Origin of the sequence: Sphingosinicella sp. BN140058 (assembly GCF_004135585.1) — a bacterium.
In the GTDB taxonomy this organism is placed as follows: domain Bacteria; phylum Pseudomonadota; class Alphaproteobacteria; order Sphingomonadales; family Sphingomonadaceae; genus Allosphingosinicella.
This window is the reverse complement of sequence record NZ_CP035501.1, coordinates 2,361,567-2,386,595: the sequence shown is the minus strand read 5'-3', so window position 1 is coordinate 2,386,595 and position 25,029 is coordinate 2,361,567. Positions and strand designations below refer to the sequence as shown.

General features: G+C 66.9%; 24 protein-coding genes and 1 tRNA gene. 11 read left to right on the top strand and 14 right to left on the bottom strand.

Going from position 1 to position 25,029, the window contains the following annotated elements; genetic code table 11:
• Window positions 1–109: 109 nt before the first annotated feature.
• Together polA and ETR14_RS10765 are read left to right on the top strand one after the other, a co-directional pair.
• Window positions 110–2,890 carry a DNA polymerase I gene (gene polA, locus ETR14_RS10770; protein WP_129384602.1) on the top strand — a complete coding sequence of 927 codons (2,781 nt, stop codon included), beginning with the start codon at window positions 110–112 and terminating at the stop codon, window positions 2,888–2,890.
• The gene (locus tag ETR14_RS10765; protein WP_129384601.1) at window positions 2,887–4,434 is read left to right on the top strand and encodes a lipopolysaccharide biosynthesis protein; all 1,548 of its coding nucleotides are present in this window, start codon (window positions 2,887–2,889) and stop codon (window positions 4,432–4,434) included. The genes polA and ETR14_RS10765 overlap by 4 nt, the downstream gene beginning before the upstream one ends.
• 36 nt (window positions 4,435–4,470) lie before the next feature.
• Here the strand turns inward: ETR14_RS10765 and purH are convergent, their stop codons facing one another.
• From purH to htpX, 5 genes are all read right to left on the bottom strand, one after another.
• The gene (purH, locus tag ETR14_RS10760) at window positions 4,471–6,063 is read right to left on the bottom strand and encodes a bifunctional phosphoribosylaminoimidazolecarboxamide formyltransferase/IMP cyclohydrolase (protein ID WP_129384600.1); all 1,593 of its coding nucleotides are present in this window, start codon (window positions 6,061–6,063) and stop codon (window positions 4,471–4,473) included.
• A 21-nt stretch (window positions 6,064–6,084) separates the two neighbouring features.
• The gene (locus ETR14_RS10755; RefSeq protein WP_129384599.1) at window positions 6,085–7,824 is read right to left on the bottom strand and encodes a heparinase II/III family protein; all 1,740 of its coding nucleotides are present in this window, start codon (window positions 7,822–7,824) and stop codon (window positions 6,085–6,087) included.
• Window positions 7,821–8,480: a ribulose-phosphate 3-epimerase gene (gene rpe / locus ETR14_RS10750; RefSeq protein WP_129384598.1), complete on the bottom strand. Its 660-nt coding sequence runs from the start codon at window positions 8,478–8,480 to the stop codon at window positions 7,821–7,823. Before rpe ends, ETR14_RS10755 begins: the two co-directional genes overlap by 4 nt.
• A gap of 49 nt (window positions 8,481–8,529) precedes the next feature.
• On the bottom strand, window positions 8,530–9,804 hold the full coding sequence (locus ETR14_RS10745) for an RsmB/NOP family class I SAM-dependent RNA methyltransferase (protein ID WP_243455863.1): 1,275 nt from the start codon (window positions 9,802–9,804) through the stop codon (window positions 8,530–8,532).
• Between the two features lie 66 nt (window positions 9,805–9,870).
• Window positions 9,871–10,800: a zinc metalloprotease HtpX gene (htpX, locus tag ETR14_RS10740; protein WP_129384596.1), complete on the bottom strand. Its 930-nt coding sequence runs from the start codon at window positions 10,798–10,800 to the stop codon at window positions 9,871–9,873.
• A 67-nt stretch (window positions 10,801–10,867) separates the two neighbouring features.
• Between htpX and ETR14_RS10735 the strand changes: the two genes are divergently transcribed.
• A complete protein-coding gene (locus ETR14_RS10735) occupies window positions 10,868–11,038 on the top strand; it encodes a DUF1674 domain-containing protein (RefSeq protein ID WP_243455862.1) in 171 nt (56 codons plus the stop codon).
• A 4-nt stretch (window positions 11,039–11,042) separates the two neighbouring features.
• Here ETR14_RS10735 and ETR14_RS10730 read toward each other — a convergent pair whose 3' ends face one another.
• Window positions 11,043–12,035: an NAD(P)H-dependent glycerol-3-phosphate dehydrogenase gene (locus ETR14_RS10730; protein WP_243455861.1), complete on the bottom strand. Its 993-nt coding sequence runs from the start codon at window positions 12,033–12,035 to the stop codon at window positions 11,043–11,045.
• A gap of 55 nt (window positions 12,036–12,090) precedes the next feature.
• A complete protein-coding gene (tsaD, locus tag ETR14_RS10725; RefSeq protein WP_129384594.1) occupies window positions 12,091–13,125 on the bottom strand; it encodes a tRNA (adenosine(37)-N6)-threonylcarbamoyltransferase complex transferase subunit TsaD in 1,035 nt (344 codons plus the stop codon).
• A 44-nt stretch (window positions 13,126–13,169) separates the two neighbouring features.
• On the opposite strand from tsaD, the gene hemC reads away from it, so the two are divergent.
• From hemC to ETR14_RS10710, 3 genes are read left to right on the top strand one after another with little or no spacing between them, the layout of a single operon-like run.
• Complete coding sequence (gene hemC / locus ETR14_RS10720; protein ID WP_129384593.1) at window positions 13,170–14,081, top strand: hydroxymethylbilane synthase; 912 nt, start codon at window positions 13,170–13,172, stop codon at window positions 14,079–14,081.
• The gene (locus tag ETR14_RS10715) at window positions 14,078–14,764 is read left to right on the top strand and encodes a uroporphyrinogen-III synthase (RefSeq protein ID WP_129384592.1); all 687 of its coding nucleotides are present in this window, start codon (window positions 14,078–14,080) and stop codon (window positions 14,762–14,764) included. The genes hemC and ETR14_RS10715 overlap by 4 nt, the downstream gene beginning before the upstream one ends.
• Window positions 14,765–14,766: 2 nt before the next feature.
• Window positions 14,767–15,675 carry a hypothetical protein gene (locus ETR14_RS10710; protein WP_129384591.1) on the top strand — a complete coding sequence of 303 codons (909 nt, stop codon included), beginning with the start codon at window positions 14,767–14,769 and terminating at the stop codon, window positions 15,673–15,675.
• Between the two features lie 2 nt (window positions 15,676–15,677).
• Here the strand turns inward: ETR14_RS10710 and ETR14_RS10705 are convergent, their stop codons facing one another.
• Both ETR14_RS10705 and ETR14_RS10700 read right to left on the bottom strand, forming a co-directional pair.
• Window positions 15,678–16,406, bottom strand: a complete 729-nt coding sequence (locus ETR14_RS10705; RefSeq protein WP_129384590.1) for a metallophosphoesterase — start codon at window positions 16,404–16,406, stop codon at window positions 15,678–15,680.
• The gene (locus ETR14_RS10700; protein WP_243455860.1) at window positions 16,390–17,178 is read right to left on the bottom strand and encodes a nucleotidyltransferase family protein; all 789 of its coding nucleotides are present in this window, start codon (window positions 17,176–17,178) and stop codon (window positions 16,390–16,392) included. Before ETR14_RS10700 ends, ETR14_RS10705 begins: the two co-directional genes overlap by 17 nt.
• A 160-nt stretch (window positions 17,179–17,338) precedes the next feature.
• Here ETR14_RS10700 and ETR14_RS10695 point away from each other — a divergent pair, with 160 nt between their 5' ends.
• Window positions 17,339–18,085, top strand: coding sequence for a Clp1/GlmU family protein (locus ETR14_RS10695; RefSeq protein WP_129384589.1), 747 nt, complete (start codon window positions 17,339–17,341; stop codon window positions 18,083–18,085).
• Here the strand turns inward: ETR14_RS10695 and ETR14_RS10690 are convergent.
• Genes ETR14_RS10690 through ftsE form a run of 4 tightly spaced genes read right to left on the bottom strand, consistent with a single transcriptional unit; the run spans window position 18,082 to window position 20,928 of the window.
• Window positions 18,082–18,768, bottom strand: a complete 687-nt coding sequence (locus ETR14_RS10690) for a 1-acyl-sn-glycerol-3-phosphate acyltransferase (RefSeq protein WP_129384588.1) — start codon at window positions 18,766–18,768, stop codon at window positions 18,082–18,084. The two genes, ETR14_RS10695 and ETR14_RS10690, sit on opposite strands and share 4 nt — an antisense overlap.
• Window positions 18,768–19,298, bottom strand: coding sequence for a YdcF family protein (locus tag ETR14_RS10685; RefSeq protein ID WP_129384587.1), 531 nt, complete (start codon window positions 19,296–19,298; stop codon window positions 18,768–18,770). The genes ETR14_RS10690 and ETR14_RS10685 overlap by 1 nt, the downstream gene beginning before the upstream one ends.
• Window positions 19,295–20,191, bottom strand: coding sequence for an ABC transporter permease (locus ETR14_RS10680; RefSeq protein WP_129384586.1), 897 nt, complete (start codon window positions 20,189–20,191; stop codon window positions 19,295–19,297). The genes ETR14_RS10685 and ETR14_RS10680 overlap by 4 nt, the downstream gene beginning before the upstream one ends.
• Window positions 20,188–20,928 (bottom strand): cell division ATP-binding protein FtsE, encoded by a 741-nt coding sequence (gene ftsE / locus ETR14_RS10675; RefSeq protein ID WP_129384585.1) that lies wholly within the window; start codon window positions 20,926–20,928, stop codon window positions 20,188–20,190. The genes ETR14_RS10680 and ftsE overlap by 4 nt, the downstream gene beginning before the upstream one ends.
• 146 nt (window positions 20,929–21,074) lie before the next feature.
• On the opposite strand from ftsE, the gene ETR14_RS10670 reads away from it, so the two are divergent.
• The 3 genes from ETR14_RS10670 (at window position 21,075) to ETR14_RS10660 (ending at window position 23,224) form a co-directional block, all read left to right on the top strand.
• Entirely contained in the window at window positions 21,075–21,911 is an 837-nt protein-coding gene (locus ETR14_RS10670) for a zinc-ribbon domain-containing protein (RefSeq protein ID WP_129384584.1), read from the top strand.
• Window positions 21,912–21,924: 13 nt separating this feature from the next.
• The gene (locus ETR14_RS10665) at window positions 21,925–23,028 is read left to right on the top strand and encodes a 6-phosphofructokinase (protein WP_129384583.1); all 1,104 of its coding nucleotides are present in this window, start codon (window positions 21,925–21,927) and stop codon (window positions 23,026–23,028) included.
• A 109-nt stretch (window positions 23,029–23,137) separates the two neighbouring features.
• A tRNA-Leu gene (locus ETR14_RS10660) sits at window positions 23,138–23,224 on the top strand.
• A 133-nt stretch (window positions 23,225–23,357) separates the two neighbouring features.
• On the opposite strand, the gene ETR14_RS28325 is transcribed toward ETR14_RS10660, so the two are convergent.
• Window positions 23,358–23,528: a hypothetical protein gene (locus ETR14_RS28325; protein WP_165356403.1), complete on the bottom strand. Its 171-nt coding sequence runs from the start codon at window positions 23,526–23,528 to the stop codon at window positions 23,358–23,360.
• A gap of 70 nt (window positions 23,529–23,598) precedes the next feature.
• Between ETR14_RS28325 and ETR14_RS10655 the strand changes: the two genes are divergently transcribed.
• Entirely contained in the window at window positions 23,599–24,921 is a 1,323-nt protein-coding gene (locus ETR14_RS10655; RefSeq protein WP_129384582.1) for an amino acid permease, read from the top strand.
• Window positions 24,922–25,029: the final 108 nt, after the last annotated feature.

Here is a 25,029-nt window from a genome sequence, read left to right as displayed (position 1 = left end):
ACGATTAACGCAAGATCACAGACACTTCGTCGACGCACTGCGATGTCCGGTGCGCCGGCAGGAGCGCAAAGCGCTTTCGCACGCAAGGATGAGGCTTTAGAGCCGTCCGATGCCCCATCTCTATCTCGTCGACGGCTCGAGCTACATCTTCCGCGCCTATCACCGGCTGCCGCCGCTCACCAACCGGCACGGCCTCAACGTCGGTGCCGTCTACGGCTACACCACGATGTTGTGGAAGCTGGCCGAGAGCCTGCACAAGGAAGAAGGGCCGACCCACCTTGCCGTGATCTTCGACGCGGGCTCGAAGACCTTCCGCAACGACGTCTACGATCAGTACAAGGCGCACCGTCCGCCGCCGCCGCCCGATCTCGTCCCACAGTTCCCGCTGATCCGAGACGCCACCCGCGCCTTCTCGTTGCCGTGCATCGAGGAAGACGGGCTGGAAGCGGACGACATCATCGCCTGCTACGCCAAGGCGGCGCTCGCCGCCGACTGGAAGGTGACGATCGTCTCGTCGGACAAGGATCTGATGCAGCTGATCGAGGAAGATCGGCTCGACCTCTACGACACGATGAACGACCGCAAGCTCGGCCGTGACTATGTGATCGAGAAGTTCGGCGTGCCCCCTGAGAAACTGGGCGACGTCCTGGCACTGATGGGCGACAGCGTCGACAACGTACCCGGCGTACCAGGGATTGGCCCGAAGACTGCCGCCCAGTTGATCCAGGAATATGGCGACCTTGAAACGGTGCTCGCCAATGCCGAGGCGATCAAGAAGCCGAAGCTCCGCCAGAACCTGATCGAGCATGCCGACAGCGCCAGGCTGTCGCGCCACCTCGTCACTCTGGTCTGCGATTCGCCGCTTCCCGAGCCGCTCGAAGCCCTGGAGATGAAGGGCATCCCGCCCGAACCGCTGCGCGAATTCCTGGAGGATCACGGCTTTCGCGCGCTGATCGCGCGGCTGGACGGAACCGGCGCGGCCCGTCCGACCGGAACGTCCAACGCGGCGACGTCGCCGAGCGCAACACCGACGCAGCGGGAGGTCCGGCCCGAGCCGAAGATCGATCGCGCGCTCTACGAGACGGTAACCAGCGAGGACGCGCTCGATCGCTGGCTCGCCCAAGCGCGTGCCGGCGGTCTGGTTGCGGTGGACACGGAGACGGACGGCTATGATTGCGTCACGGCCAATCTGGTCGGCATCAGCCTTGCCACCGAGTGCAACAAGGCCTGCTACATCCCGCTCGAACATGGCGGCCACGATCTGTTGTCCGAGCGACCCGAGCAGCTCGCCGCCGAGGACGTTCTGGCGAAGTTGAAGCCGCTGCTGGAGGATCCTTCGGTCCTCAAGGTCGGACACAATTTCAAGTTCGACTGGATCGTCTTCGATCGTCGGGGGATCAAGGTTGCGCCCATCGATGACAGCCTGGTGATGAGCTTCAACCTCGATGCGGGTGGGCTCAACAGCCATTCGATGGACGATCTCGCCAAGAAGCATCTCGATCACGATTGCATCGCGTACAAGGACGTCTGCGGATCGGGCCAGAAGCAGATCAAGTTCAACCAGGTGCCGCTGGATCGCGCGACCGAATATGCCGCCGAAGACGCCGACGTCACGCTCCGGCTTTGGCGGCGGTTCAAGGCGCGCATGCCGCATGAGCGGGTGACCAGGATCTACGAGATGGTCGACCGCCCGCTGGTCCCGGTGATCGCTCGGATGGAGCGGGAGGGCGTCAAGGTCGACCGCGACGAGCTCGGCCGGCTCAGCCAGGAATTTTCGACGCAGATCGCCGATCTCGAGCAGAAGATCTGCTCGGAAGCGGGCTGCACCTTTACCATCGGCAGCCCTCAGCAGCTTGGCGAGATCCTGTTCAACCGGATGGGCCTCAAAGGCGGACGGAAGGGCAAGTCCGGAACCTGGTCGACCGACGTGAACGAGCTCGAGCGGCTGTCGCGCGAGGGCGTTGCGATCGCCGCGATGATCCTCGAATGGCGCCAGCTGAGCAAGCTCAAGTCGACCTACACCGATGCGCTGCAGCAGCAGATCAACAAGGAGACCGGGCGAGTCCACACCAGCTACTCTCTCTCCGGCGCGCAGACCGGGCGGCTGTCGTCGACGGATCCCAATCTGCAGAACATTCCCATCCGAACCGAGATCGGCCGCCGCATTCGCGACGCCTTCGTCGCCGAACCCGGCCACGTCATCCTTGCCGCCGATTACAGCCAGATCGAGCTGCGCCTTGCAGCGCATATGGCGGACGTTCCGCAGCTGCGGGATGCCTTTGCACGCGGCGACGACATTCACAGCCTGACCGCGCAGGAATTGTTCGGAGAGGTCACGCGCGACACCCGAGCGAGCGCCAAGACGATCAACTTCGCAATTCTCTATGGGATCTCGCGCTGGGGCCTCGCCGGGCGCCTGTCGATCACTGCCGAAGAAGCCCAGGCGATGATCGACCGCTATTTCGAGCGCTTCCCCGGGATCCAGAATTACATTGCCGATACCCTCGGCAAGGTTCGGGACACCGGCTTCACCACCACCTTGTTCGGCCGCAAGACACACTTCCCGTCGATCCGCGCCAAGAATCAGGGCGAACGCCAGGGCGCCGAGCGTGCGGCGATCAATGCGCCGATCCAGGGTACCAGCGCGGACATCATCAAGCGCGCAATGGTGCGGATGTGCCCGCGGCTGGAGCAGGAAGGCCTCGGCACCGTACGAATGCTGATGCAGGTCCACGACGAACTCGTCTTCGAAGTGCCGAATGCCGATGTCGAACGTGCGAGCGCGGTGATCCGCGACGTGATGGAGCGTGCCGCCGAGCCCGCCGTCACCTTGAGCGTGCCGCTGGGCGTTGAGATCGGCACCGGACCGAACTGGGGCGCGGCGCATTGACCAGCCCGCCCGGTGACGGCGAGGACATCGCCGCACTCGCCCGCGGAGGGCGCACCAACTTCTTCGGGTTCCTGCTGCGGCTCGCCGCACGCCTGCCATTCCTGTTCATTGCCGGCCGGCTCTACGGCCCGGAGTTGCTTGGCCGCTTCGCCTATGCCGTGATCGTCATCGAATTCGCGGCGCAGCTCGCCACGCTCGGACTGAAGCGCGGGCTCGCCCAGCAACTGTCGACGACCGATCAGCCCCATGCCTGCATCGTCATGGATGCGATCCTGGCCGCCCTGATCGCGTCCGGTTTCGCGACGATCATCCTGATGTTTTTCCCGCAGGCGATGTTTCCGACCGGGCAGATGTACGGCGCCGAATGGCTGCTGCCCCTGGTGATCTTCGCGATTGCCGGCACCGATATCGCGCTCGCGGCGCTCGCCTATCGCCGCAACATCCGCGCGACCGTGACGGCGCGCGCGATCGTCGAGCCGTGGACGATCAGCATCGGCGCGGGCCTTCTCTACTTCGTATCGTCCCGCGACGGCCTGATCTTCGCTTATGTCTGTTCGGTCACCGGTGCGCTGATCGCCGCCGTGATCCCCCTCTACCGGAGCTACGGGCTGCCGCGAGGGTGGAAGCCGAACCCGGCCCAGCTTCTTCTGGTCGCGCGCAAGAACGTCCCGCTCGCCGCCGCCGATGCGATCGAATGGGGGTCTCGGCGTCTCGACATCGCGATCCTAGGGCTATTCGTCGCGCCCTATTTCGTCGGAGTCTATTATGTGGCGCAGCAGGTCGCCTCGCTACCGCAGAAACTGAAGACCAGCTTCGACCCGATCCTAGCACCCGTCATCACCCAGCGCCTCGCCGAGCGCGATCATCAGGCGGTCGCCCGCCAGGTACGGCAGGTCGGTTTCTGGGTGATCGCTGCGCAGGCCGGCGTGGCGCTCGCGCTCGCGATACCGGGCGAGGCCGTAATGGGACTGGTCGGCAAGGAATTCGTCGGGGGCACCGGCGCACTTGCCTTCCTGCTCGCAGCGGAAGTCATCGCAGCCACCGCCGCCGTCTCCGAGGCGGCATTGGTCTACGTCGCCCGGCACCGCAACCTGATGATCTCGCTGCTGATGATCGCCGTCCAGGCGGGTCTGACCGTGAGCGTCATCCTCGGCATGCGATCGCTCGGCTGGCCGCAGGCCTGGCAGGCCGCCGGCGCCGCGCTGTCGCTCTGCCTCGCCCTCGGCCTGTCCTCGATCCTCAAATCGCGGCTTCTCGGCCGGCTCCTCCAGGCGCCCGTTCAGGGATGGCGCTGGCCGCTGATCTGGGCAGCCGCCGGCGCGAGCCTGGTCGGGACTCTCTTTACCTGGCTGCCCCAGTCGCTCGAATGGGTCGAGCTCGCCTTCGGCGTACCCGCAATTCTCGCGACATTCGGTGCGATCGTGTGGAAGCGCGGCTTCACCCACGAGGATCGGGTGCTGTTCCGGATGAAAAAGGGTGAGGAACCCGAACTGCCGACCCCGCTCGGCGTCACCCCGCCCGGTGCCGAACCGCCGGCGCATTGACGCTCCTCCCGCGCAATGCCCGGGAGGAGCGAAAGCTCAGTGACGGAAGTGGCGCATTCCGGTGAACACCATTGCCAGACCGGCCATGTCGGCGGCGGCAATGACCTCTTCGTCACGGATCGACCCACCGGGCTGAATCACCGCGGTTGCCCCTGCTTCGACTGCCGCGAGCAGCCCGTCTGCGAAGGGAAAGAAGGCGTCGGACGCGACTGCCGAACCGATCGTCTTCGGCTCCGCCCAGCCTGCGCGCTCGGCCGCATCCTTGGCCTTCCAGGCGGCGATCCGGGCGGATTCGAGGCGGTTCATCTGGCCGGCGCCGACGCCGGCGGTAGCGCCGTCGCGTGCATAGACGATCGCATTCGACTTGACGTGCTTGGCCACCGTCCAGGCGAACAGGCAATCGGCCAGCTCACGCTCGGTCGGAGCACGCTTGGTGACGACCTTGAGCGCATCCGTTTCGACCCGCCCATTGTCGCGCGACTGCAAAAGATAGCCGCCGGCGATCGATTTCAACATGAGTCCGGCCCGGTGCGGATCGGAGAGCTCGCCGGTGAGGAGCAAGCGGAGGTTCTTCTTGCGGGCAAACACTTCCCGCGCGCCTTCATCCGCGCTTGGGGCGATCACCACTTCGGTGAAGATCGCTGCGATCGCTTCGGCCGCCTCGCGCGTCAGCGGCTCATTTAGCGCGACGATGCCGCCGAAGGCCGACACGGAGTCGCAGGCGAGCGCCGCCTGGTACGCCTCGAGCAGCGAGCCTCCCCTGGCGACGCCGCAGGGATTGGCGTGCTTGACGATGACGCAGGCCGGTCCCTTGCCCCGGAACTCGCCGACCAGTTCGAGCGCGGCGTCGGCGTCGTTGAAATTGTTGTAACTGAGTTCCTTGCCTTGCACCTGCTCCGCCTGCGCGATGCCACGGCTGTGCGGACCCGCCGGCAGATAGAGCGCCGCCTGCTGGTGCGGATTCTCGCCATAGCGCAGCGTATCGCCGCGCCGCAGAGTCAGCGGCAGCACATCCGGGAACGCCTGCCCCTGATCCGCGAAGGCGAACCATTGCGCGATCATCGAATCGTAGGAGGCCGTCGCCGCGAAGGCCTTGGCAGCCAGATATTTACGGAAGGCGAGCGCCGTCGATCCGTCATTCTCGTCGAGCGCGCGGACCAGCTCCGCATAATCGCCTGGATCGGTGACGATCGCAACGAAGGCATGGTTCTTGGCGGCCGAGCGCACCATCGACGGGCCACCGATGTCGATATTCTCGATGATCTCGTCGCGGTCCGCGCCTCGCGCCACCGTCTGGGCGAAGGGGTAAAGGTTGACCACGACCAGATCGATCGCCCCGATCTCATGCTCGGCCATCGCAGCCGCATGGGCCGCATCGTCGCGCACCGCGAGCAAGCCGCCATGCACCTTGGGATGCAGGGTCTTGACCCGGCCGTCCATCATCTCGGGGAAGCCGGTGATTTCGGAAATGTCCTTCACCGCAAGCCCGGCCTCGCGGATCGCCTTCGCCGTGCCGCCGGTCGAGACGAGCTCGACCCCGTGCCGGGCAAGGGCCTGTGCAAGCTCCGCCAAGCCGGTCTTGTCCGAAACCGACAGCAATGCACGGGTGACTTTCACCTGGTCTTTCACGAATAACTCCTCAGATCCTGATCAGGCCCGCTTGAACGTCCAGGCGATGGAGGTTCCCTCGGGCGGCATTTCCCCGGAGATGACGAGCTGAAGGCTTGCATGCGCCTTGGCCTCGCCATCGATCCAAATACTGTCTTCGATCGCGAGCTTCCCGCCGCGGCAGCGAAATTGCCAAACGGTCGCGTTGCGGATCCGCAGCAAGGCCCCCTGGCCATCCGCGGTGGTCGCCGCCTCCACCGCCGGGGCAAGATGAAAGCGCACGGCAAACGGTATGATGTCGCCCCGTCGCTTTCGCCCCTCCTGCCGAAGAATGTCCTCCCCGCTCAGCTCCTTGCCGTCGGGGCTGAGGATCAGGGTGCGCTGGTGGATAAGGCCGAAGCGACGGACGTAGCCGTCGTGGCTCGCTTCCACCGCGGTAACCCCATTGCTCTCGTCGCGCGAAAGCTCGACTTGCGTGACGCCCTTGCCGAGGGTTCCGTCCTCATGGATGGCAGTCGAGTTGCGGTCACCGAGGGTCAGCGTCGAATGGGCAGCGGTGGTGCGGAGCGCCGCAAGCAATTCGGCGGGAAGCGCCCCGTCGGCCGTGCCGACACCACCGCAATTTACAACCAGGCGGTTCGGCCCCTCGCACAGCTCAAATGCCAGGGTCGACGCGCAGGCTCCGCTCAGGCTGCGCGTCGGCGGTGGTGGCGCGGCGTCGAAGATCGTGATCGTCTGCTTGGCCTCGAGCCGTTGATAGCCCCAGCCGCGCGGCTGGCTCAGCGGACGCGCGCGAACGCCGGTTCCTTCCACCGCCGCCGCCAGGCGGCGACGCGAGAGCTGGTTCCCGCCCTGCCAGCTCGACAACGCCTCGTCTCCCAGCGTTACGCCGAGCAGGGCTGCGACCGCACCTTCGAGAGCGTCCGCGAGCAGTTCGGGCATATCGTGATCGCCGGCATAATAAACCGCGCGGAGCTGGCTGAGCAGTTCGACCAAGGCGAGTTGCTCGACCGGCGAGCGACTGACCAGCCCGCCGTCATCGTGCAGACCCGAGGTCAGCGCCCGGAGCAACCCGGCCTCGCCCTTGCTGAGCCCGGACGAACTCCCCTGGACGACCAGAGCCACTGCAATGATCCCTGCCCAGGCGGTGATCCGTGCGAGACCTGCGGGGGCTTTGTCGGCGACACGATCGAGATGCTGCGCGCTGCGGACCAGGGTCTTGAGGACGGTCGCACGGTACTCGGCATCCCGGCTGGACAGGATGTACGGAGCGTAGGCGGCCCAGAACAGGATCCGCCGCCCCGTCAGATCGGCGCGCCATGCCCGCTCCCCGGTGCCGCTGGCATAAGCGATCAGCCATTTCTGCAGCGCCTTCTCCGCGATCTTTGCGGCGCGCTCGCGGGTTGCGGCCGCGGCGAGATCGCGCAGCCACTCGAAGCTTTGCAGATAATCGGCGAAGTCGGGGGAAATCCGGGCATCGGCGAAATCGGCATCATCGACCGCGATGATCCCGCCACGATGCGCGAAATGGCCTTGCAGGATCGCCTCTCCCGCTGCCTTGTCGCCTGCAACCGGATCCTTGGGAACCGCGAGAAGCTTGAGCGGGTAGCGGCCACGCAGGCGAAAACTCTGGAAAGGGGTTCGCCACGACAGGCGATGGAAGCGCCAGGATAGGCGCTCTGCGAGCGAGACGCCGCGATCATGGCCGGCGCGGATCAATCTCTTGCCGTCGCCGATACCATCCTCGCGCCCCGTCGGGCCGGGGTCGCCGCGCCCAATCATCCCCGCAGAGCCCTGATGTTCTCCGCGTAGCGTTCCGCGCCGCCGCGGAAGGTCGCGGTACCCGCGACCAGGACGTCGGCCCCTGCATCGATCGCTTGCCGGCACGTGGTCGCATCGATCCCGCCATCCACCTCGAGATCGATCGGCCTGCCGCTCTTGTCGATCTGCTTGCGGATCGCCTCGATCTTGCGAAGCTGCGACGAGATAAAGCTCTGGCCGCCGAAACCCGGATTGACACTCATCACCAAGACGAGATCGACCTCTTCCAGGATATAGTCGAGCATCTTGGCCGGCGTTGCCGGGTTGAGCGACACGCCCGCCCGCTTGCCCAGCGCCTTGATCCGCTGAAGGGTGCGATGAAGGTGCGGCCCGGCTTCGGGATGAACGGTAATGATGTCGGCCCCCGCCTCGGCAAAGGCGTCGAGGAACAGATCGACGGGCGAGATCATCAGGTGGACGTCAAGCGGCTTCGCCGTATGCGGCCGCAGCGCTTTGACGACGCCCGGTCCGATCGTGATGTTCGGCACGAAATGGCCGTCCATGACGTCGACGTGGATCCAATCGGCGCCGGCCGCATCGACGGCCCGCACCTCCTCGCCAAGCCTGGCGAAATCGGCGGACAGGATCGAAGGCGAGATACGGACGGGCTGTTGCACGCCCGATCCGATAGACCGGGCTGCGCTTGCGCACAAGGAAGGCGCGGCCTCAATCGGCCGATCTTCTCCGGAAGCGAGCGACGAAGAACCCGTCGGCCCCGCCGGCATCGCCGAACAGGCCGGGGAGGATGCGGATCCGATTGCCCTCGACCGGGACCGACTCCGGCAGCTCGTCGGCGGTCAGCTGCGCCGCTTCATATTCGCGCCGGCCGTGCAGGAATTTCTCGACGACGTCTTCGCCTTCCTCCGGCTCGAGCGAGCAGACCGAATAGACGAGCAGACCACCGGGTTTGAGCCAACCGGCGACACGATCGAGCATCTTCGCCTGCATCGCGGCGAGTTCCGCGATCGCCTTGGGCCGAACCCGATAGAGAACATCCGGGTGGCGTCGAAAGATTCCGGTCGCGGAACAGGGTGCGTCGAGCAGGATCGCATCGACCTTCTCTGGCGGGCTCCATGTCATCAGATCTGCGGCGACCAGCTTCGCATCAAGGTTGGTGCGCGCCATATTCTCCGAAAGTCGCGCCAGACGACTTTCGGAAGAGTCGACCGCAGTCACCTGAAAACCGGCCGATGCGAGCTGCATGGTTTTGCCCCCCGGTGCCGCGCAGAGATCGAGCGCCGTGCGGCCGTTGCCCTGACCGAGCAAGCGGGCAGGCAGCGACGCGGCGACGTCCTGCACCCACCAGCGCCCCTCGCCATAGCCGGTGAGGCCGGCCACCGCGGTGCGACCGGGCAGCCGGAGATGATCGGGCAGCAGGGTCGTGCCTTCGAGATCGGCGGGTGGCACGGCATTGGGCGGAAAGATGAGATCGAGTGGCGGCGGTGCAGCCAGCAGAATCTCGGCCTGGCCGACGACCTCCGCGCCCCAGTGTCGCTCCCACCGTGCGGCGACCGCGGGCGGCAACGAGGGCGGGCTCGGCAGGGTGGCGCCGCCTCGCATCAGCGTGCCGAACACCCCATGGACGAGCTTGCGCGGACCGCCATCGACCAGCGGCAGCACCGTCGCGATCGCCGCATGCGGCGGCGTATCGAGCGCCAGAGCCTGGACCAACGCGATGCGGAGGGCGAAGCGTGCCTTGGCATCGTCGGGCAGCGCCCGTTTGGTGGCGCTGTCGATCAAGGCATCAAGATCGGTGAGGCGCCGCAGCGCTTCGGCGGCGATGGCATGGGCAAAGCCGCGATCGTCCGCACGGTCGAGATCGCGCGCGGCGACGTCGAGCGCCGCCTCCAGCGGCAAACCCTTGCGCAGCACCGCATCGAGCAAGCGTAGCGCCGCACGGCGGGTGGGCAGGCCCGCGACTTCTTCCTGGTTCCTGGTCATGTCAGACAATCGGTCACTCGGCATAGGGTGGCCGGATGCTTGCAGGCCACGTCGAAGCGCGAACCGCTAGGGACGCTTCCGCAAAGGATCAAGCGCGCTGGAGCGCGGGGAACGCGCGCGGCTCGTGGGAACACTGGTCCTTGCCGCTCGCAATGTTGCGGGGCGCTCCCCCATCTCGCCAGCCAGCTGCTGGAGCGCGGCGATGCGATTGGCGGTATCCGGATGGGTCGAGAACAGGCTGTCGCGGCCGCTGCGGCTCGGCACGATGTAGAGCGCCGCCACCGCCGGATTACGCTCGGCGATCGGACTTGGCACTCGTGCCGTGCCCTTGTGCAGTTTGGCGAGGGCGGACGCGAGCGCCCGCGGATTTCCGCAAATCTCCGCACCGGCGCGGTCGGCGCCATATTCGCGTGCGCGGCTGAGCGCGAGCTGCAGGATCATCGCGGCGAACGGAGCCAGGAAGATGGCGCCGATCATCGCCAGCGGATTACCGCGCTCGCCGTTGTTGAAGAAGAACCCGAAATTCGCGAGCATCGAGATCGCGCCGGCGATCGTCGCCGTCATCGTCATGATCAAGGTGTCGCGGTTGCGGACATGGCCAAGCTCGTGCGCCATCACAGCTGCGATCTCGTCGCGATCGAGAATGGCGAGCAGGCCCGTCGTCGCGGCCACTGCGGCATTGGCCGGATTACGCCCCGTTGCGAATGCGTTCGGATGCGGCGAATCGATCAGGTAGACCCGCGGCACCGGCAGTCCCGCGCGGATCGAGAGCTGCTCGACCATGCCGACGAATTGGGGACAATCGAATTTCGACATCTCGCGCGCATTGTGCATGCGCAGCACGATCTTGTCGGCATTCCAGAAGGTGAACAGGTTCATCGCCGCTGCCGCTACGAGGGCGATCAGGGCGCCGCCGCTGCCGCCGAGCACGTAGCCCAATCCCATGAACAGCGCAGTCAGCGCCGACAGGAGCATCAGGGTCTTCATGCTATTCATCTTGCCAGCGATCCTCTCACATCCGAAATGTGGGGTGATCCAACCCGTTGTTCAATTGGAAGCTTCTGTGACCGGCAAGCGCCCACCCCACGTCAAACCGCCCGCTTATCTCTCGAAGAGCCCACCCATCCCCGAGCCAGTGCCGGCCCGAGACATGGAAGAGAATGGCGGCCCCAAAGGGGCCGAACCGACACGCTACGGCGATTGGGAGAATAATGGTCGCGCCTGGGACTTCTGAGGTCTCAAACCCCTTCGGATCGCAGCGGCCGCGCGAGCAGTCGCTCGACGACGTCCCCGACCGACGCTTGCCCGGCGAGCAGCGCGCAAACGGCGGCCACGATCGGCATATCGATGCCGGCTTCGGCAGCGGCGCGGTGCAGCACCGGCGCGGTGAACGCCCCCTCCGCAACCGTGCGCCGGTCGGCGAGCAGATCGGCTGCACTTCGGCCCTCGCCAAGCCCCTTGCCGAGGCTGAAATTGCGTGAATCCGTCGACGAACAGGTCAGGACGAGATCGCCGAGGCCGGAAAGACCGGCGAGCGTCTCGGCGCGGGCGCCGCGCGCCAGGCCGAAGCGGGTCATCTCGGCGAAACCGCGCGAGATCAGCGCTGCGCGAGCATTGAGCCCGAGCCCGCATCCGTCGACGACGCCGCACGCGATCGCCAGCACGTTCTTCACCGCCCCGCCAATTTCTGCCCCAATGACGTCATCGGACAGATAGGGGCGGAACCATGGCCTGGCGAGGCGCGCGCGGAGCCGCTCGCCGATTGCGGCATCATCGACGGCAAGCGTCACCGCGGCGGGCTTTCGGGCGGCAACCTCATGCGCGAAGGTCGGTCCGGAGAGGACGGCAATCGGCGCATCGGGCTGCTCCTCCCGAGCGACGTCGTGCATCAGCTTGCGGGTCGAGTCTTCCATGCCCTTGGCACAGAGGATAAGCGGGCTCGACAGCCGCGGCATCGATGCGAGCACCGCCCGCATATGCTGCGCCGGAGTCACCACCAGCAGGGCCTCGCAGCCGGCCAGCGCCTCAAGATCGGCGGTCGCGCGGACCGCCGGATCGAGCGCGACCCCGGCTAGGAAGAGGCTGTTTTCGTGCCGCTCGTTGATCGATGCCACCACCTCCGGCTCGCGCGCCCACAACAGGGAGGGACCGGCCGCAGCGGCCACCTGCGCCAGCGCGGTACCCCAGGCGCCGCCGCCAATGACGCCCACCATGCCCTGCGTGCCCATCATCAGAAACGTCCTCCCAGTCCAGTCTGGCGGCGTTCGGCCGCGGAAGGAAGCCGCTTCACGCCTTCACACCCGCGCCGCGGACCTTCTCGGCATCGGGATCAAGCGGCCAGCGCGCCCGGGCAGGGGCATCGAGGCCGTCGGTCAGTCCGGCTTCGAGGCGAAGCGCACCAGCCCAACCGATCATCGCCGCGTTGTCGGTGCACAGCCATAACGGCGGCGCCACGAAGGGGAGGCCGCGCTGCTCCGCGAGCGCGGTGAGGGCGGAGCGCACCGCCTTGTTGGCAGCGACGCCGCCGGCGACGACCAGAGCGGTGGCGCCGGCTGCGCGGCCGAGCGCGCGGGCGGTGCGATCGACCAGGCAGTCGACCGTAGCCTGCTGGAACGAGGCAGCGATGTCCTCCGGTCGATAACGGCCACTGTCCCTGGCGCGGAGAACCGCGCTCTTCAGTCCCGCAAAGGAGAAATGCGGTTCGGGCGAGCCGACCAGTGGCCGAGGCAGTGGCACGGAATTTCTGTCGCCTTCCGCCGCGGCGCGCTCCACCGCCGGTCCGCCCGGGAATCCGAGGCCCAGCAGTTTCGCGGTCTTGTCGAACGCCTCGCCGGCAGCATCGTCGATCGTCGTCGCCAGCCGCCGGTAGCGGCCGAGGGCCTCGACAAACAGCAATTGGCAGTGACCGCCCGAGACGAGCAGGAGGAGGTATGGGAAAGCCAGATCGGGTTCGCTCAGCATCGGCGAGAGCGCGTGTCCTTCGAGATGATTGATCGCGATCAGCGGCTTGCCGGCCGCGAGCGCCAATCCTTTGCCGGCGACGAGCCCCACCATGACGCCACCGACGAGGCCGGGGCCTGCCGTTGCCGCGATTGCGTCGACGTCGGAGAGGCTTACCTTCGCGTCGGCAAGAGCCTCTTCGATCAGGGTCGGCAGGATCTCGACATGCGCACGGGCCGCAATCTCGGGAACCACGCCGCCATAGGGACGGTGGGCGCTCTCCTGCGTGGCGAGTCGATGCGCAAGCACCTCGCGCTCGCGCGTGACCAGCGCCACCGCGGTTTCGTCGCAGCTTGATTCAATTCCGAGGATAAGGCTCATCGGCGCTTCCCTGCCATCGCGCGACCCGCTAGCACAACCTCCCCATGATGGGCACCATCCGCATAGGTACACGAGGTTCGCCGCTTGCACTCGCGCAGGCGCGCATGGTCGCGACCGCGCTCCGGGACACCCATGATTGGGGTCCGGAGCGGATCGAGATCGTTCCGATCACCACCACCGGCGACATCGTCCGCGATCGACCGCTCGCCGAGATCGGCGGCAAGGGCCTCTGGACGAAGGAGCTCGATGCCTGCCTCGGCGATGGTCGCACCGACATCTCGGTCCATTCGATGAAGGATGTGGAGACCTTCCGGCCCGAGACGCTGCTGATCGCGGCGATGCTGCCGCGAGCAAGCGTTTGCGACCGTCTGATCGGCGCCGACAGCCTGGAGGGGCTGGCGCCAGGTGCGCGGGTCGGCACCTCGTCTCCGCGACGCGCCGCGCAAATACTGGCGCGGCGGCCCGATCTGGTGATCGTGCCGATCCGCGGCAACGTCGAGACCCGCTTGCGGAAGCTTGACCGCGGTGAGGCCGATGCCACGCTGTTGGCCTCCGCAGGACTGGAGCGCCTCAATCACCCCGAAATCGGAGTCGTCTTAGACGACTTCCTGCCGGCGCCGGCACAGGGCGCTGTGGGCATCGAGGTTCGCACCGGCGATCGGCGCACGCGTAACCTGATCGCAGCAATCGACGACCGCGCCACCCATCTCTGCGTCGCCGCGGAGCGGCGCCTGCTGGAAGGCCTTGGCGGCACCTGCCGATCACCGATCGCGGCGCTGGCGCGGCTCGACGGCGACGAGATTCACCTGCGTGCCGAAATCATCAGCCCAGATGGAAGCGAGATCGTACGCTGCGAAGAACGGTTTGCAGTAGACGACCGGGAAACGCCGCTGACGCTCGCAAGCGCCTTGCTGAGCAGGGCGTCGCCGGGTCTGCGGGCGCTCTTCGCGGGGTGACGCGGCTGCTGATTTTGCGGCCTGAGCCCGGCGCGAGCGAGACAGCCGAGCGCGCCGTCTCGATGGGCATGGAGCCGATCGTCGCCCCTTTGTTCCAGGTTCGTCCAGTCGCCTGGGCTCTGCCGGAGGGCAGCTTCGATGCGTTGTTGCTGACCAGCGCCAATGCGGCGCGCCACGGCGGACCGTTGCCGAACCTCCCCACCTACACCGTGGGCGACGCGACTGCGGCGGCGGCGCGAGAAGCAGGAGCGGTCAAGGTCGTGACTGGTCCGTCGGATGGGCTCGCGGCCCTTGCTCTGGCGGCCGGGGACGGGTGCGACCGCGTCCTGCATCTGTGCGGCCGCGACCACGTCGCCCTCCACTGGCCCGGCGTTCACCTCGAGCGGCGGATCGTTTATGCAGCGGAAACGGTGCCGGGCCTTCCGGCCGAAGCCGAATGCGCGATCGCCGGCGGCGCACTCATTCTCCTCCATTCTCCGCGCGCGGCACGCCGCCTCGCCGGCTTGGTGTCCGATAAGACTCCTATCCGGATCGCCGCGATCAGCAGGGCCACGGCCGATGCGGCGGGCGGCGGCTGGGCCGGGCTCTCGGTCGCTGCCGCCCCGCGTGACGAGGCATTGCTGGAACTCGCGGCGCAGCTGTGCAAGGCTGGATCGTCGCAGATGACGGGACGGGATCGGTGAGCATGGAGTACAGCCCTGGCGATGATCTCGCCGCCGCACGGCCGAGGCGCCGTATCGTCCAATTGCTGATCGGCTTGCTGCTCGCCTTTCTCGCCGGCGTGGCTGCGATGGCCTGGCTGCTGTCTCGCTGGAACGAAGGTGCTGCCATGCTCGGCATCGTCCCGCCCGCACCGGTCGTTGCAGACCGCCCGGTACAACAGGCGCCGCAGCCGGCGGCGCCTGTCCTCGCGCCGCTCCAGCCCGGCCAGATGGCCGGCGATCCGGAGACCAGCCTTCGTGTGGCACGGCTCGAGCAGCGTGTGTCGCAGCTCGACGTTCAATCCCGCGCGGCGGTCGGCAATGCCGATCGCGCCGAGGGATTGCTGGTCGCCTTCGCCGCGCGCCGCGCGCTCGATCGGGGGGTGGCGCTCGGCTATATCGAGGGCCTTCTCCAGCAACGCTTCGCCGCCACTCAGCCGCAGGCAGTCGCCACGATCATTACGGCGTCCCGCGATCCCATCACCCTCCAGAAGCTTCAGGAGGAGCTTCGCCAGGTGCAGCCGTTCCTGGTCAGCGGCGGCCCGGATCAGAGCTGGTGGGCGGCGTTCCAGACCGAACTCGGCAGCCTGGTTTCGATCCGCAAGGAGGGTACACAGTCGACGCTCGCGTCCGAACGGCTGCGGCGGGCAATCTCCAGCCTGGAAGGGGGCCAGGTGGAAGTGGCGTTGGCCGAAGTCACCCGGCTTCCTGGACGCGACCGCGCGGCGAGTTGGGTGGCCAAGGCACGCCGCTATCTCGGCGCCCGCCGGGCGCTCGACGAGATCGAGACCGCCGCCCTGCTTGAAACCCGGCCGGCGCCGCAGGTCATTCGCCAGCCGCGCCCTCAACCGACCCCGGCTCCTCCGCCGGCCCGTCCTGCCGAGCCCGCCTGAGCCTAGATTTCGAGCAAGGCGTAGGGACGGCCGAACGCCGGCTCGACCACGAATTGCGCGACGTTGAACACCGGCACGCCGCGAGGGGTGCGGCCGGAATAGGCACCGCGATGCGCGTGGCCATGGACCACCGCCTTGACGTTGTCGAAGCGATCGATCGCGTTGGCGAGCCTGGAGGAACCGAGAAACGGAAAGATCTCCAGCGGCTCTCCCTCCACCGTCTCCGGCACCGGCGCATAATGCAGCACCGCGACGGCGCGGTCGGTGCGCAGCGAGCGCAAGGCATTTTCGAGCTTGCGCGCTTCGTTGCGCGACTCGTCGACGAACACCTTCACCGAATCCTCGCCGAACGCGCCGAGCTCGCCACGCCCGAAGCCGCCGAGAAAGCCCTTCACGCCGGCGAAGCCGACATCCTTGATCACGCAGGCCTGCTCGTCGAGAATGGTGAGACCCGCCTGCTGGAGGATCTTGACCACCTCGTCGGCCTGGCCGGCCTCGTAATCGTGGTTGCCGAGCACGCCGACCATCGGGATGGTACAGGCGCGCATATCCTCGGCGAGGATCTCCGCTTCGCTGACCTTGCCGAAATTGGTGAGATCGCCGGCGAGCGCGACGACGTCGGCCTTCTCGGACATTTCCGCGAACAGATCGCGGTAGCGGTTGTGGTTGGTATCGGTGACGTGGAGGTCGCCGATCGCGGCGACGGTGATCGTATCAGTGTTTTCGCTCATGCCGTTCCTCGAGGCCTTTGCCGACCACGTCGGCGAAACCCCATTCTCCGATGTCGGTGATGTAGTCGCGGGGGCTGAGCAGCCGTCCGCGGCAGATGTCGATGCCCCCAGGCGGGAGCTCCGCCTGGGCCTGGATCCGCTCCAGCAGCTCGTCGAACACCCAGCGGGGGATGTGATCGCGCTTGGTCGGGTAGATGAAGCGGAAGTTGAGGATGTGGATGAACAGCAGCTCCCAATAGAGCTCCATCGCCGTCATCAGGCGATGCCAGTCGATCTCGTCATGCTTCTTGAGGATGACATGGACGACATCGGCACCGTCGTAGCGGTAGCGATCCTGGATGAAGAGCTTCGAGAGGATGAACTCGGTCGGCGGTGTGATCCGCACGGTCGATCCGTAGACTTCAACCTCGTAGACTTCCCGAAACCAGTCGTCGTTGACCGGCAGACTTGCGGAAGAGATGTTGAAGATGACGTCGAAGAAATGCTCGCCGCGCCACACCTTTCCGATCCAGCGTTCGTCCTCGACCTCGATCTCGTATCCCTTGGCCTTGAAGAAGGCGAGGATACGAGGCGCATCGCTGACCTTGCAGAAGATGTCGAGATCCTTGGTCGGGCGGGTGATGCCGGTGTAGCAGCCGAGCGCATAGGTGCCCGAAAGCAGGAACGGAATTCCCGATTCGTTGAGGAGGCGCAGGCTCTCGACATAGAAGTCGACCGCCTCGGCCGGCGGTTCGAAGACGGAAGCGTCGATACTGTCCAGTCTGTTACTCACCGACGCTCCTGTTCCTGGCTTGAGATCGGCTGAACAACGGAACCGCGCTCAAAGCGTTCCGGTTCGAGCTCAAGCGGAAGGAGGAAGCGCCATCGAGGTTCCCGAAGACTGGCAGCATGCGGTCGCAACGCTGGCGCGCGGCCCGGCGTCGCGGATCGCGGTGATCGGGCCCACCGATGCCGGCAAGAGCAGCTTCATCCGGATGCTGGCCTGGCAGCGGCGCTTCGCCTTGCTCGATCTCGATCCCGGGCAGAAGATGGTCGGCCCTCCGGGCACCGTCAGCCGCGGCCGCTTCGTGGGCGAACAACCCGTTTGCGACCGCTTCGCCTTCATCGGCAGCACCAATGCTCTCGCGATCGCCAGGATCGTTGGTGCGGCCGCGAAGCTTTCGGAGACTGCGCCGTTCGTGGTCAATACCTCGGGCTTCGTCTCCGGCCCCGGCGGACGGCTGCAGGCGGCGAGCATCGCTGCAGTCGACGCCGACATCGTGGTCGCGATCGGGATGGAGACACCACCGGTGCCGAGGAGCTGGTCGCGGCCGATCATCGTCTTGCCGCGCTCGCCTTTCGCCCGCCGGAAATCCGCGGCGCGACGCCGCCATCTTCGCGAGCAGGCGCTCGACCGCTCACTCGGCTTGGAAACGATCGCCCTTTCGGGTGTGACCTTCGAGCCTGCGTTGCCGGTGGACTTCACCGGCGCGGATCGGCCGGTTTGCGCCTTGGCGGACGCCAGCGGGGAAGACATGGCCATCGCTATCCTGTGCGCCGCCGATCCGCAGCGGGTGCTGGTGTGCTGCAAAGCCCCGCCGCAGCGCGTGGCGACCGTCAGGCTCGGCCACCTCTGGGCATCCCCGACGAGGTCGGGCTGGCGGCTGCGGGAGCGGCTCGAGCCGGCGTGGAGGGGCTAGCCCAGCGCGTTGATCGCCGCATGCACTGCCGCTTCGGCCTCCTTGCGGGGCAGGCCGGCGGGGATCGTCTCGCCGACCCGGATCGTGACCGTCCCGGGATGCTTTACGAAGCGGCCGCGCGGCAGCAGCCGCCCGCTGTCGAGCGCGATCGGCACCACCGGCAGGCGAAGCGCCCGGTACAGCCCGGCGAAACCCGGCTGAAGCGGCGGGGCATCGCCCGGCGCCACCCGCGTTCCTTCCGGGAAGATGACGATCGGTCGGCCGGCCTCCACCGCCTCTTCGGCGGCGCGCAGCATGCGCCTCAGCGCCGCGGCGCCGCCCTCGCGATCGACCGGGATCAGGCCGTAGGCGCGCGCGAGCCGGCCCCAGAGCGGAAGATCGGACAATTCCCGCTTCATCACGATCGCCGGAGTGTCGAGGATGACGACCAGTTCCATCGTCTCGTACATCGCCTGGTGCTTGGCGGCGACGAGCGCCGGCCCAGGCGGGAAATGTCCTTCGATGCGGGTTCGGATCCCGAGGAGATGCACGGCGCACCAACGATGGAAGCGGGTCCAGATGTGGGCGGCGGCACGCGCGCCCCGGCGCCGCCAGATCAGGGTCGCGGGCAGCGCGACCAGGATCATCAGCACGGTGACCAGATAGAAGATGGCGGCGAACAGGACGGAACGAAGCAACGCCATCACACCCCCACCAGCACCGCTGCACGGCGAAGCAGATATTTGTTGTATTCGGTGAAGAGCTGGCGGAAGCTCGGATTGCTCTCGACCGCATCGCCGATCACTTCGACGTCTCCGCCCAGACGACGCGAAAGCTCGAACCCGGCGCGGGGCATGTGCCAGTCGGTGGTGACCAGCCGCAGGCTCTTCAGCTTGTTCTTGGTCATCCAGCGGGAGACTTCCTCGGCGTTGGAGCGCGTATCGACCGCCTCCCGGCCGAGATCGATGCAGCAGTCGAACAGACTGTCGTGGCCAGGGTAACGGATGGCGAGCTCGGCGGGACGCACCGTCCGAGCGACACCCGAGACCAGCATCCGTTTCGCACGACCCCGCTTCAGCAGATCGAGTCCGCGTTCCATCCGGTTGGCACCGCCGGTCAGCACGACGACGGCATCCGTTTTCTCGTCGCCCGCCGGCCGCGGCAGCAACACCGCGAACAGTGCGTAGCCGAGCAGATAGGCGAGAACCAGGAAGGAGAGAATGCGCGCGATCACAACATCCGTCCCAATGCACGAAGAATGGTGGCCCGCGCCACCACCATTGCGAGCGCCACGCCGCAGACCGGCAGCGCGACCAGGATCGCCCAGCTCAGGATCGGCAGATGCGCGGAGCCGAGCAGATCAGACCCGAGCGCACCGACCCGGTTGCCGATGAGGAGGAGGACACCGGCCGCAGCGGCAAGGCCGACGATGCCGCCGAACAGCGCATCGAGCGCGATCCGGCGCTGAAAGAGCCGGGCAACCTGGACATCGGTCGCGCCCATCAGGTGCAGCACTTCGATGGTGCCGCGATGCGTGTCGAGCGAGGCCCGCGCGGCGAGCACCACCGTTGCCGCCGTCGCGCCGATCATCAGCACGACGAGGCCGGCGGCGAGCAGCCGCAGCGAACCGATCAGCGAGGCGAGCGGCGCAAGCCACTGGGCATTGTCGTCGACCCTGGCCGAGGGTGCCGCCTCGACGATCGCCGCGCGCAGGCTGTCGAGGCGGGCATAGGCGTCGGGCGACAGATCGAGCTCGATCATCACCGGGATCGGCAAATCCCCTTCCAGGCCGCCGGCGCCGAGCCACGGCTCCAGCAGTTCCTCCATCTCGCTTTCGCGAACGCGGCGAACCGACTGGATCCCCGACTGCTGCTCGATCGCCGCCATCGCCGCCTGCGCCTGCGCTTCGCGGCGGTCGGGATTGGCTTCGACGATCTGGATGGTGGCCCGGGTACCGGTGTCGCGATCGAGGCTCGCCGCGGCGCTGCCGAGACCGAGGCCCGCCGCCGCCGCGAGCACGGTCAGGAACATCATGATCGCGATCACCCACGGCATCGGCCCCGACAGTCGGCCCTCGGGCAGCAGGCGGCGATCGGCCGCGCCGAACCTGCGGACGCCGCCCTTCATCCGTGCGATCTCGGCGGATGGCGAAGCGCGCCGGTGGGATCGAGCAATTGCCCGCGATCGAGCCGCAGCATCTCCGCGCGGGCGATGCTGGAGAGCAGGTGGAGATCGTGGGTGGCGACGACGATCGTCGTGCCGAGCTTGTTCAGACTGTCGAACAGGTGGAGCAGGCGCTTGGCCATTTCCGGATCGACGTTCCCGGTTGGCTCGTCGGCGACGAGGAGTTCGGGCCGCGCGATCACCGCGCGCGCGATCGCAACCCTTTGCTGCTCGCCACCCGACAGGGTCGCAGGCCGCGCGGACGCGCGGTGACCGAGGCCGACCCAGGCCAGCATCTCCTTCACCGGCGTCTCGAGATCATGTTCTTCGACCCCCGCCACCCGCAGCGGCAGGGCCACGTTGTCGTAGGCGGAGAGATGGGAGACCAGCCGAAAATCCTGGAAGACCACGCCGATCCGTCGGCGGAAGCCCGGCAGGCGGTTGCGCGGCATCGTCACGATGTCCTCGCCGAACAGCCGGATGAGGCCGCGGCTCGGCCTTTGCGCCAGATAGAGCAGCCTGAGCAGCGACGTCTTGCCCGCGCCCGAAGGCCCGGTCAGGAAGTAGAAGCCGCCGTGACGAAGCGAAAAGGTGAGGTCGGACAGGGTTTCAGCGCCCGTGCCGTAGCGCAGGCCGACATTGTCGAACTGAACGATGCTGCCGGGGCTGTTCAGGCCCGCCTCCGCTCCAAATCTTGCCATGCTGCGCGTCATCTGCCCCTTGCAGCGTCAATGGCACGCCGCAAGGCGGGCCGTAAACCTCCGAAAAAGGCGCATTCGCTTGCATGGGCGGTACAACATGTGCTTGGATTCTGAACGAGCACCTGAGAGCGGGCCTTCCTGAACACATGATCCTGAGCTGTCCTGCCTGCAAAACCCGTTATGTCGTTCCCGACAGCGCCGTCGGAACGTCCGGGCGCCAGGTGCGGTGCGCCAATTGCCGTCATAGCTGGTTCCAGGACCCGCCGCCGCCGCGCGCCTCGACGAGCCATGCCCAGCCCGCCGCGGCCCCGCCGCCGCCGCCGCCTCCCCGGGAGCCGGGATATGCGGGGCCGCAGCCCGTCGCCGCCCGTGCGGCCGCGCCTCCGGTGGAGGAAGCGCCGATCGCTCGGCCGCAGCCCACGCCGACCGAGCCCGTTTACGCCAAGCAACACGAGGTGCCGCGTGCCGCGCCCCGGCCCCCTTCCTCGATCCTCGGCCCTGAAGAGCCCGATATTGCCCCCCAGCAATTCGATGCCTTCGCGCACGAGCCGCCGTTCCGCCCGCGCCGCAATCGCGCGCGGCTGCTGACCATCCTGGCAGTCGTCGCCGCCGCGCTGATGCTGTCGGCAACGGCTGCGATCCTTTATTATGGCGTGCCGGGTACGGCCGGACGGCTGGGTCTCAAAGCGCCGAGCGGCAGCCCGCTTAAGATCGACCTCAAGCCGCATCGAAGCACGCTCGCGAGCGGAAACGAATTCTTCTCGGTGGCCGGCACGATCAGCAATCCGACGAGGATCGTGCAACGCGTTCCTCCGGTGAAGGTCGAAGTGCGGAATGCACAAGGTCGCGCGATCTACGCCTTCTTCATCTCGGCCCCGGTGCCGGAGCTGCAGCCGGGCGCGAGCACCACGATCAACGGCAGCGATATGGATGTGCCGCGAGACGCCGCGTCCATAGCGGTCAGCTTCGGGCCGACGGCCTGAGCCGCGGCGGCTGATGCGGATCGGGATCCTTACCGGCGGCGGCGACGTACCCGGTCTCAATCCGTGCATCCGTTCGATCATGATGTCCGCGGACGATCTCGGCTGGGAGGTGGTGGGCTTCCGCCGCGGCTGGGAGGGGGTGCTGGGCATCGATCCCGATGATCCCGAAAGCATCGCCAGCGGCAGCGTGCCGCTGACCCGTGACGGGGTGCGCGGTATCGATCGGACGGGCGGCACGATCCTCCACACCTCTCGGCTGGATCCGAGAACGCTCAAGACGGGAGATCAAACCGCGAAGGTGCTCCACGTGCTGGACGCGCTGGGCATCGATGCGATGATTACCCTTGGCGGTGACGGGACCCTGCGTTTCTCCGCGCATCTTGCCGATCAAGGCGTGCCGGTCATCTCGATCCCGAAGACGATGGACAATGACGTCTACGGCACCGATTACTGCATCGGCTTCTCCACGGCGGTAAGCCGGTCGGTCGAGGCGATCAACGCGCTTCGGACCACGGTCGAAAGCCACGAGCGGATCGGGGTGATCGAGCTGTTCGGACGCCGCAGCGGCGAGACCGCCTTGCTCGCCGGTTTCCTCGCCCAGGTCGATCGCACCGTCATCTCGGAAGTGCCTGCGGATCTCGGCCGCCTGTTGCCGTTGCTGGCCGAGGACAAGGCGTCCAATCCGGCGCATTATGCCATGTGCGTGATCTCGGAGGGCGCGAGCATCCATGGCGAGACCAGCGAGACTGGCGCGGAGCTTTCCAAGCCGGCGAGCGAGCGTGACGATGTCGGCATCGGCCATCGCCTCGGCCGCGCGATCCAGAAGCAGCTCGGTTGCGGGATCGTCCACCAGGAGCTCGCCTATCTCATGCGCGCCGGCGAGCCCGATGCGATGGACCGGATGGTCGGCCTGGCCTTCGGCGGCCTTGCGATCCAGCTTCTGCAGCGCGGCGAGAAGGGCCGGATGGTGACCTTGAAAGGCGGCAATTACGGGCATGTGCCTGCCGGCACCTTGCTCGAGGGTACCAAGAGCGTCGACGTCGGCGGGCTCTACGATCCGATCGCCTATCGCGCCAAGCTGATGCGCATCGAGGGAATGCCGATGTTCCTCTACTGATCAGGAGAAATACCAGCCTTCCAAAAAGCGCATTGCGCGTCTTCGGACCCTTTGCTAGAGGCGCGCTCCTACCAGCCACCGGGGTAGCTTGCTCCGGCGGTAATCACGTGCGGTCGTGGCGGAATTGGTAGACGCGCAGCGTTGAGGTCGCTGTGTCCGAAAGGACGTGGAAGTTCGAGTCTTCTCGACCGCACCAGGATTTCGCGGAAGGCGTCCAGAGACGCTGCCGCAGGGGCTTCAGGCCATTTCGTCTTTGACGTTCCGGTCGCGCCATTCGGTGCAGACTACATCGTAGCGCCTGCACCTCCAGCCGCGGCGATCTATACGGGCTAATCGGGCAGCCGCACCTCACCAGCGATGACGGCCTGTTCGATGACGGAGCCGGCGCCATGCGTGGACCAGATCCATAAGTCGGCGACATTGACGGCGTGCCACGGCGGCGTATTCGCGGATACGGAGAAGCCGACGTGCGGATCGATCTGGGTCGCGTCGCTCGACATCGAAGGACGTGCCTGCGGGGTTGAGAGCTTCCCGCTGGATTCGCCCCTTCCGGGCCGATAGGCCCGTTTCATGTCCTCCGCCTCTCCCCAGACACGCGTTTTCGGCTTCTGGATCTGCCTCGCCCTGGTCATCGGCAACATGATCGGCTCGGGCGTGTTTCTGATGCCCCGTCAGCTGGCGCCTTATGGATGGAACGCGATCTTCGGCTGGATGGTGACGATCGGCGGAGCGTTGTGCCTAGCCTACGTGTTCGCGATGCTCGCCCGTCGGTTCCCGCGCGCCGGCGGTCCTTACGCCTTTTGCCGTGAGGCGTTCGGACCCGCACCCGGCTTTGCGGTGGCCTGGAGCTACTGGATCTCGGTGTGGACCGCGGTCGCGACGATCGCGCTTGCGGCGGTCAGCTACCTCAGCCACTTCCTGCCGGCACTCGCGGCCCAGCCGGTGCTGCCGGCGATCGGTTTCGTCTGGACCTTCACCCTGATCAACTGCCTCAGCTTGCGCGGCGCCGGCGGCGTGCAGCTGGTCACCACGATCCTCAAGGTGCTGCCGCTTGCGGCGGCGATCTTACTCACCCTCGTGGTCGGCGTCGGCGCCAGCGCCACCCCCGCACCGAGCGTGCCGTTCCGGGCCGAGGACATCAGCTTCGCCTCGGTCACCGCAACGGCCGCGCTCACCTTGTGGGCCATGGTCGGCTTCGAATCGGCAACGATCCCCGCCGGACATGTCGAGACTCCCGAGCGGACGATCCCGCGCGCGACGATCATCGGCACGCTCACCGCGGGCATCATCTATCTCGTCGCCTGCTCGGGCGTCGCGCTGCTGCTCCCGGCCGACCAAGCGGCGCAGTCGAACGCGCCGTTCGCCGATTTCATCGGCCGCTATTGGGGCGAGGGACCGGCCTCCCTCGTCGCGCTGTTCGCGACCATCAGCGCGCTGGGAGCGGTCAACGGCTGGGTACTGATTCAGGGAGAGATGCCGCCCGCGCTCGCTCGGGACGGCGTGTTTCCGGCCTGGATCGGGCGCGCAAGCCGTGCCGGCGTCCCTGTTCGCGCCCATCTCGTCTCGAGCGGACTGGTCACGCTCTTGATCCTCAGCAATGCGACGCGTTCGATGGGCGATCTGTTCGTCTTCATGGCGTTGGTTTCGACCCTCGCCTCGCTCGTCGCCTATCTCGCCTGCGCCCTGGCGGCGCTGCGGCTTCAGGGCACCGGCCGCATGGATCGCTCTCCCTTGCTGGTGGTGACCGCGATCGTCGGCACTTTCTACGCGCTGTGGGCGATCTATGGCGCGGGGGCGGAGCCGACCGCGTGGGGTGCGGGGCTGCTCGCCAGCGGATTCCCCGTCTACCTGCTGATGCGGCGAAATCGGCGTGCCGCAGCGCCGGCCGTATAATCCCTTACCGCGTGCGGCTTGTTCGCCGCGTTGCGAGGCCCTATCCCTAGCGCTCAATCGTCCCGAGCCGGATCCGGCCCGGGTGTGAATCAGGATCGAGCGAACGGC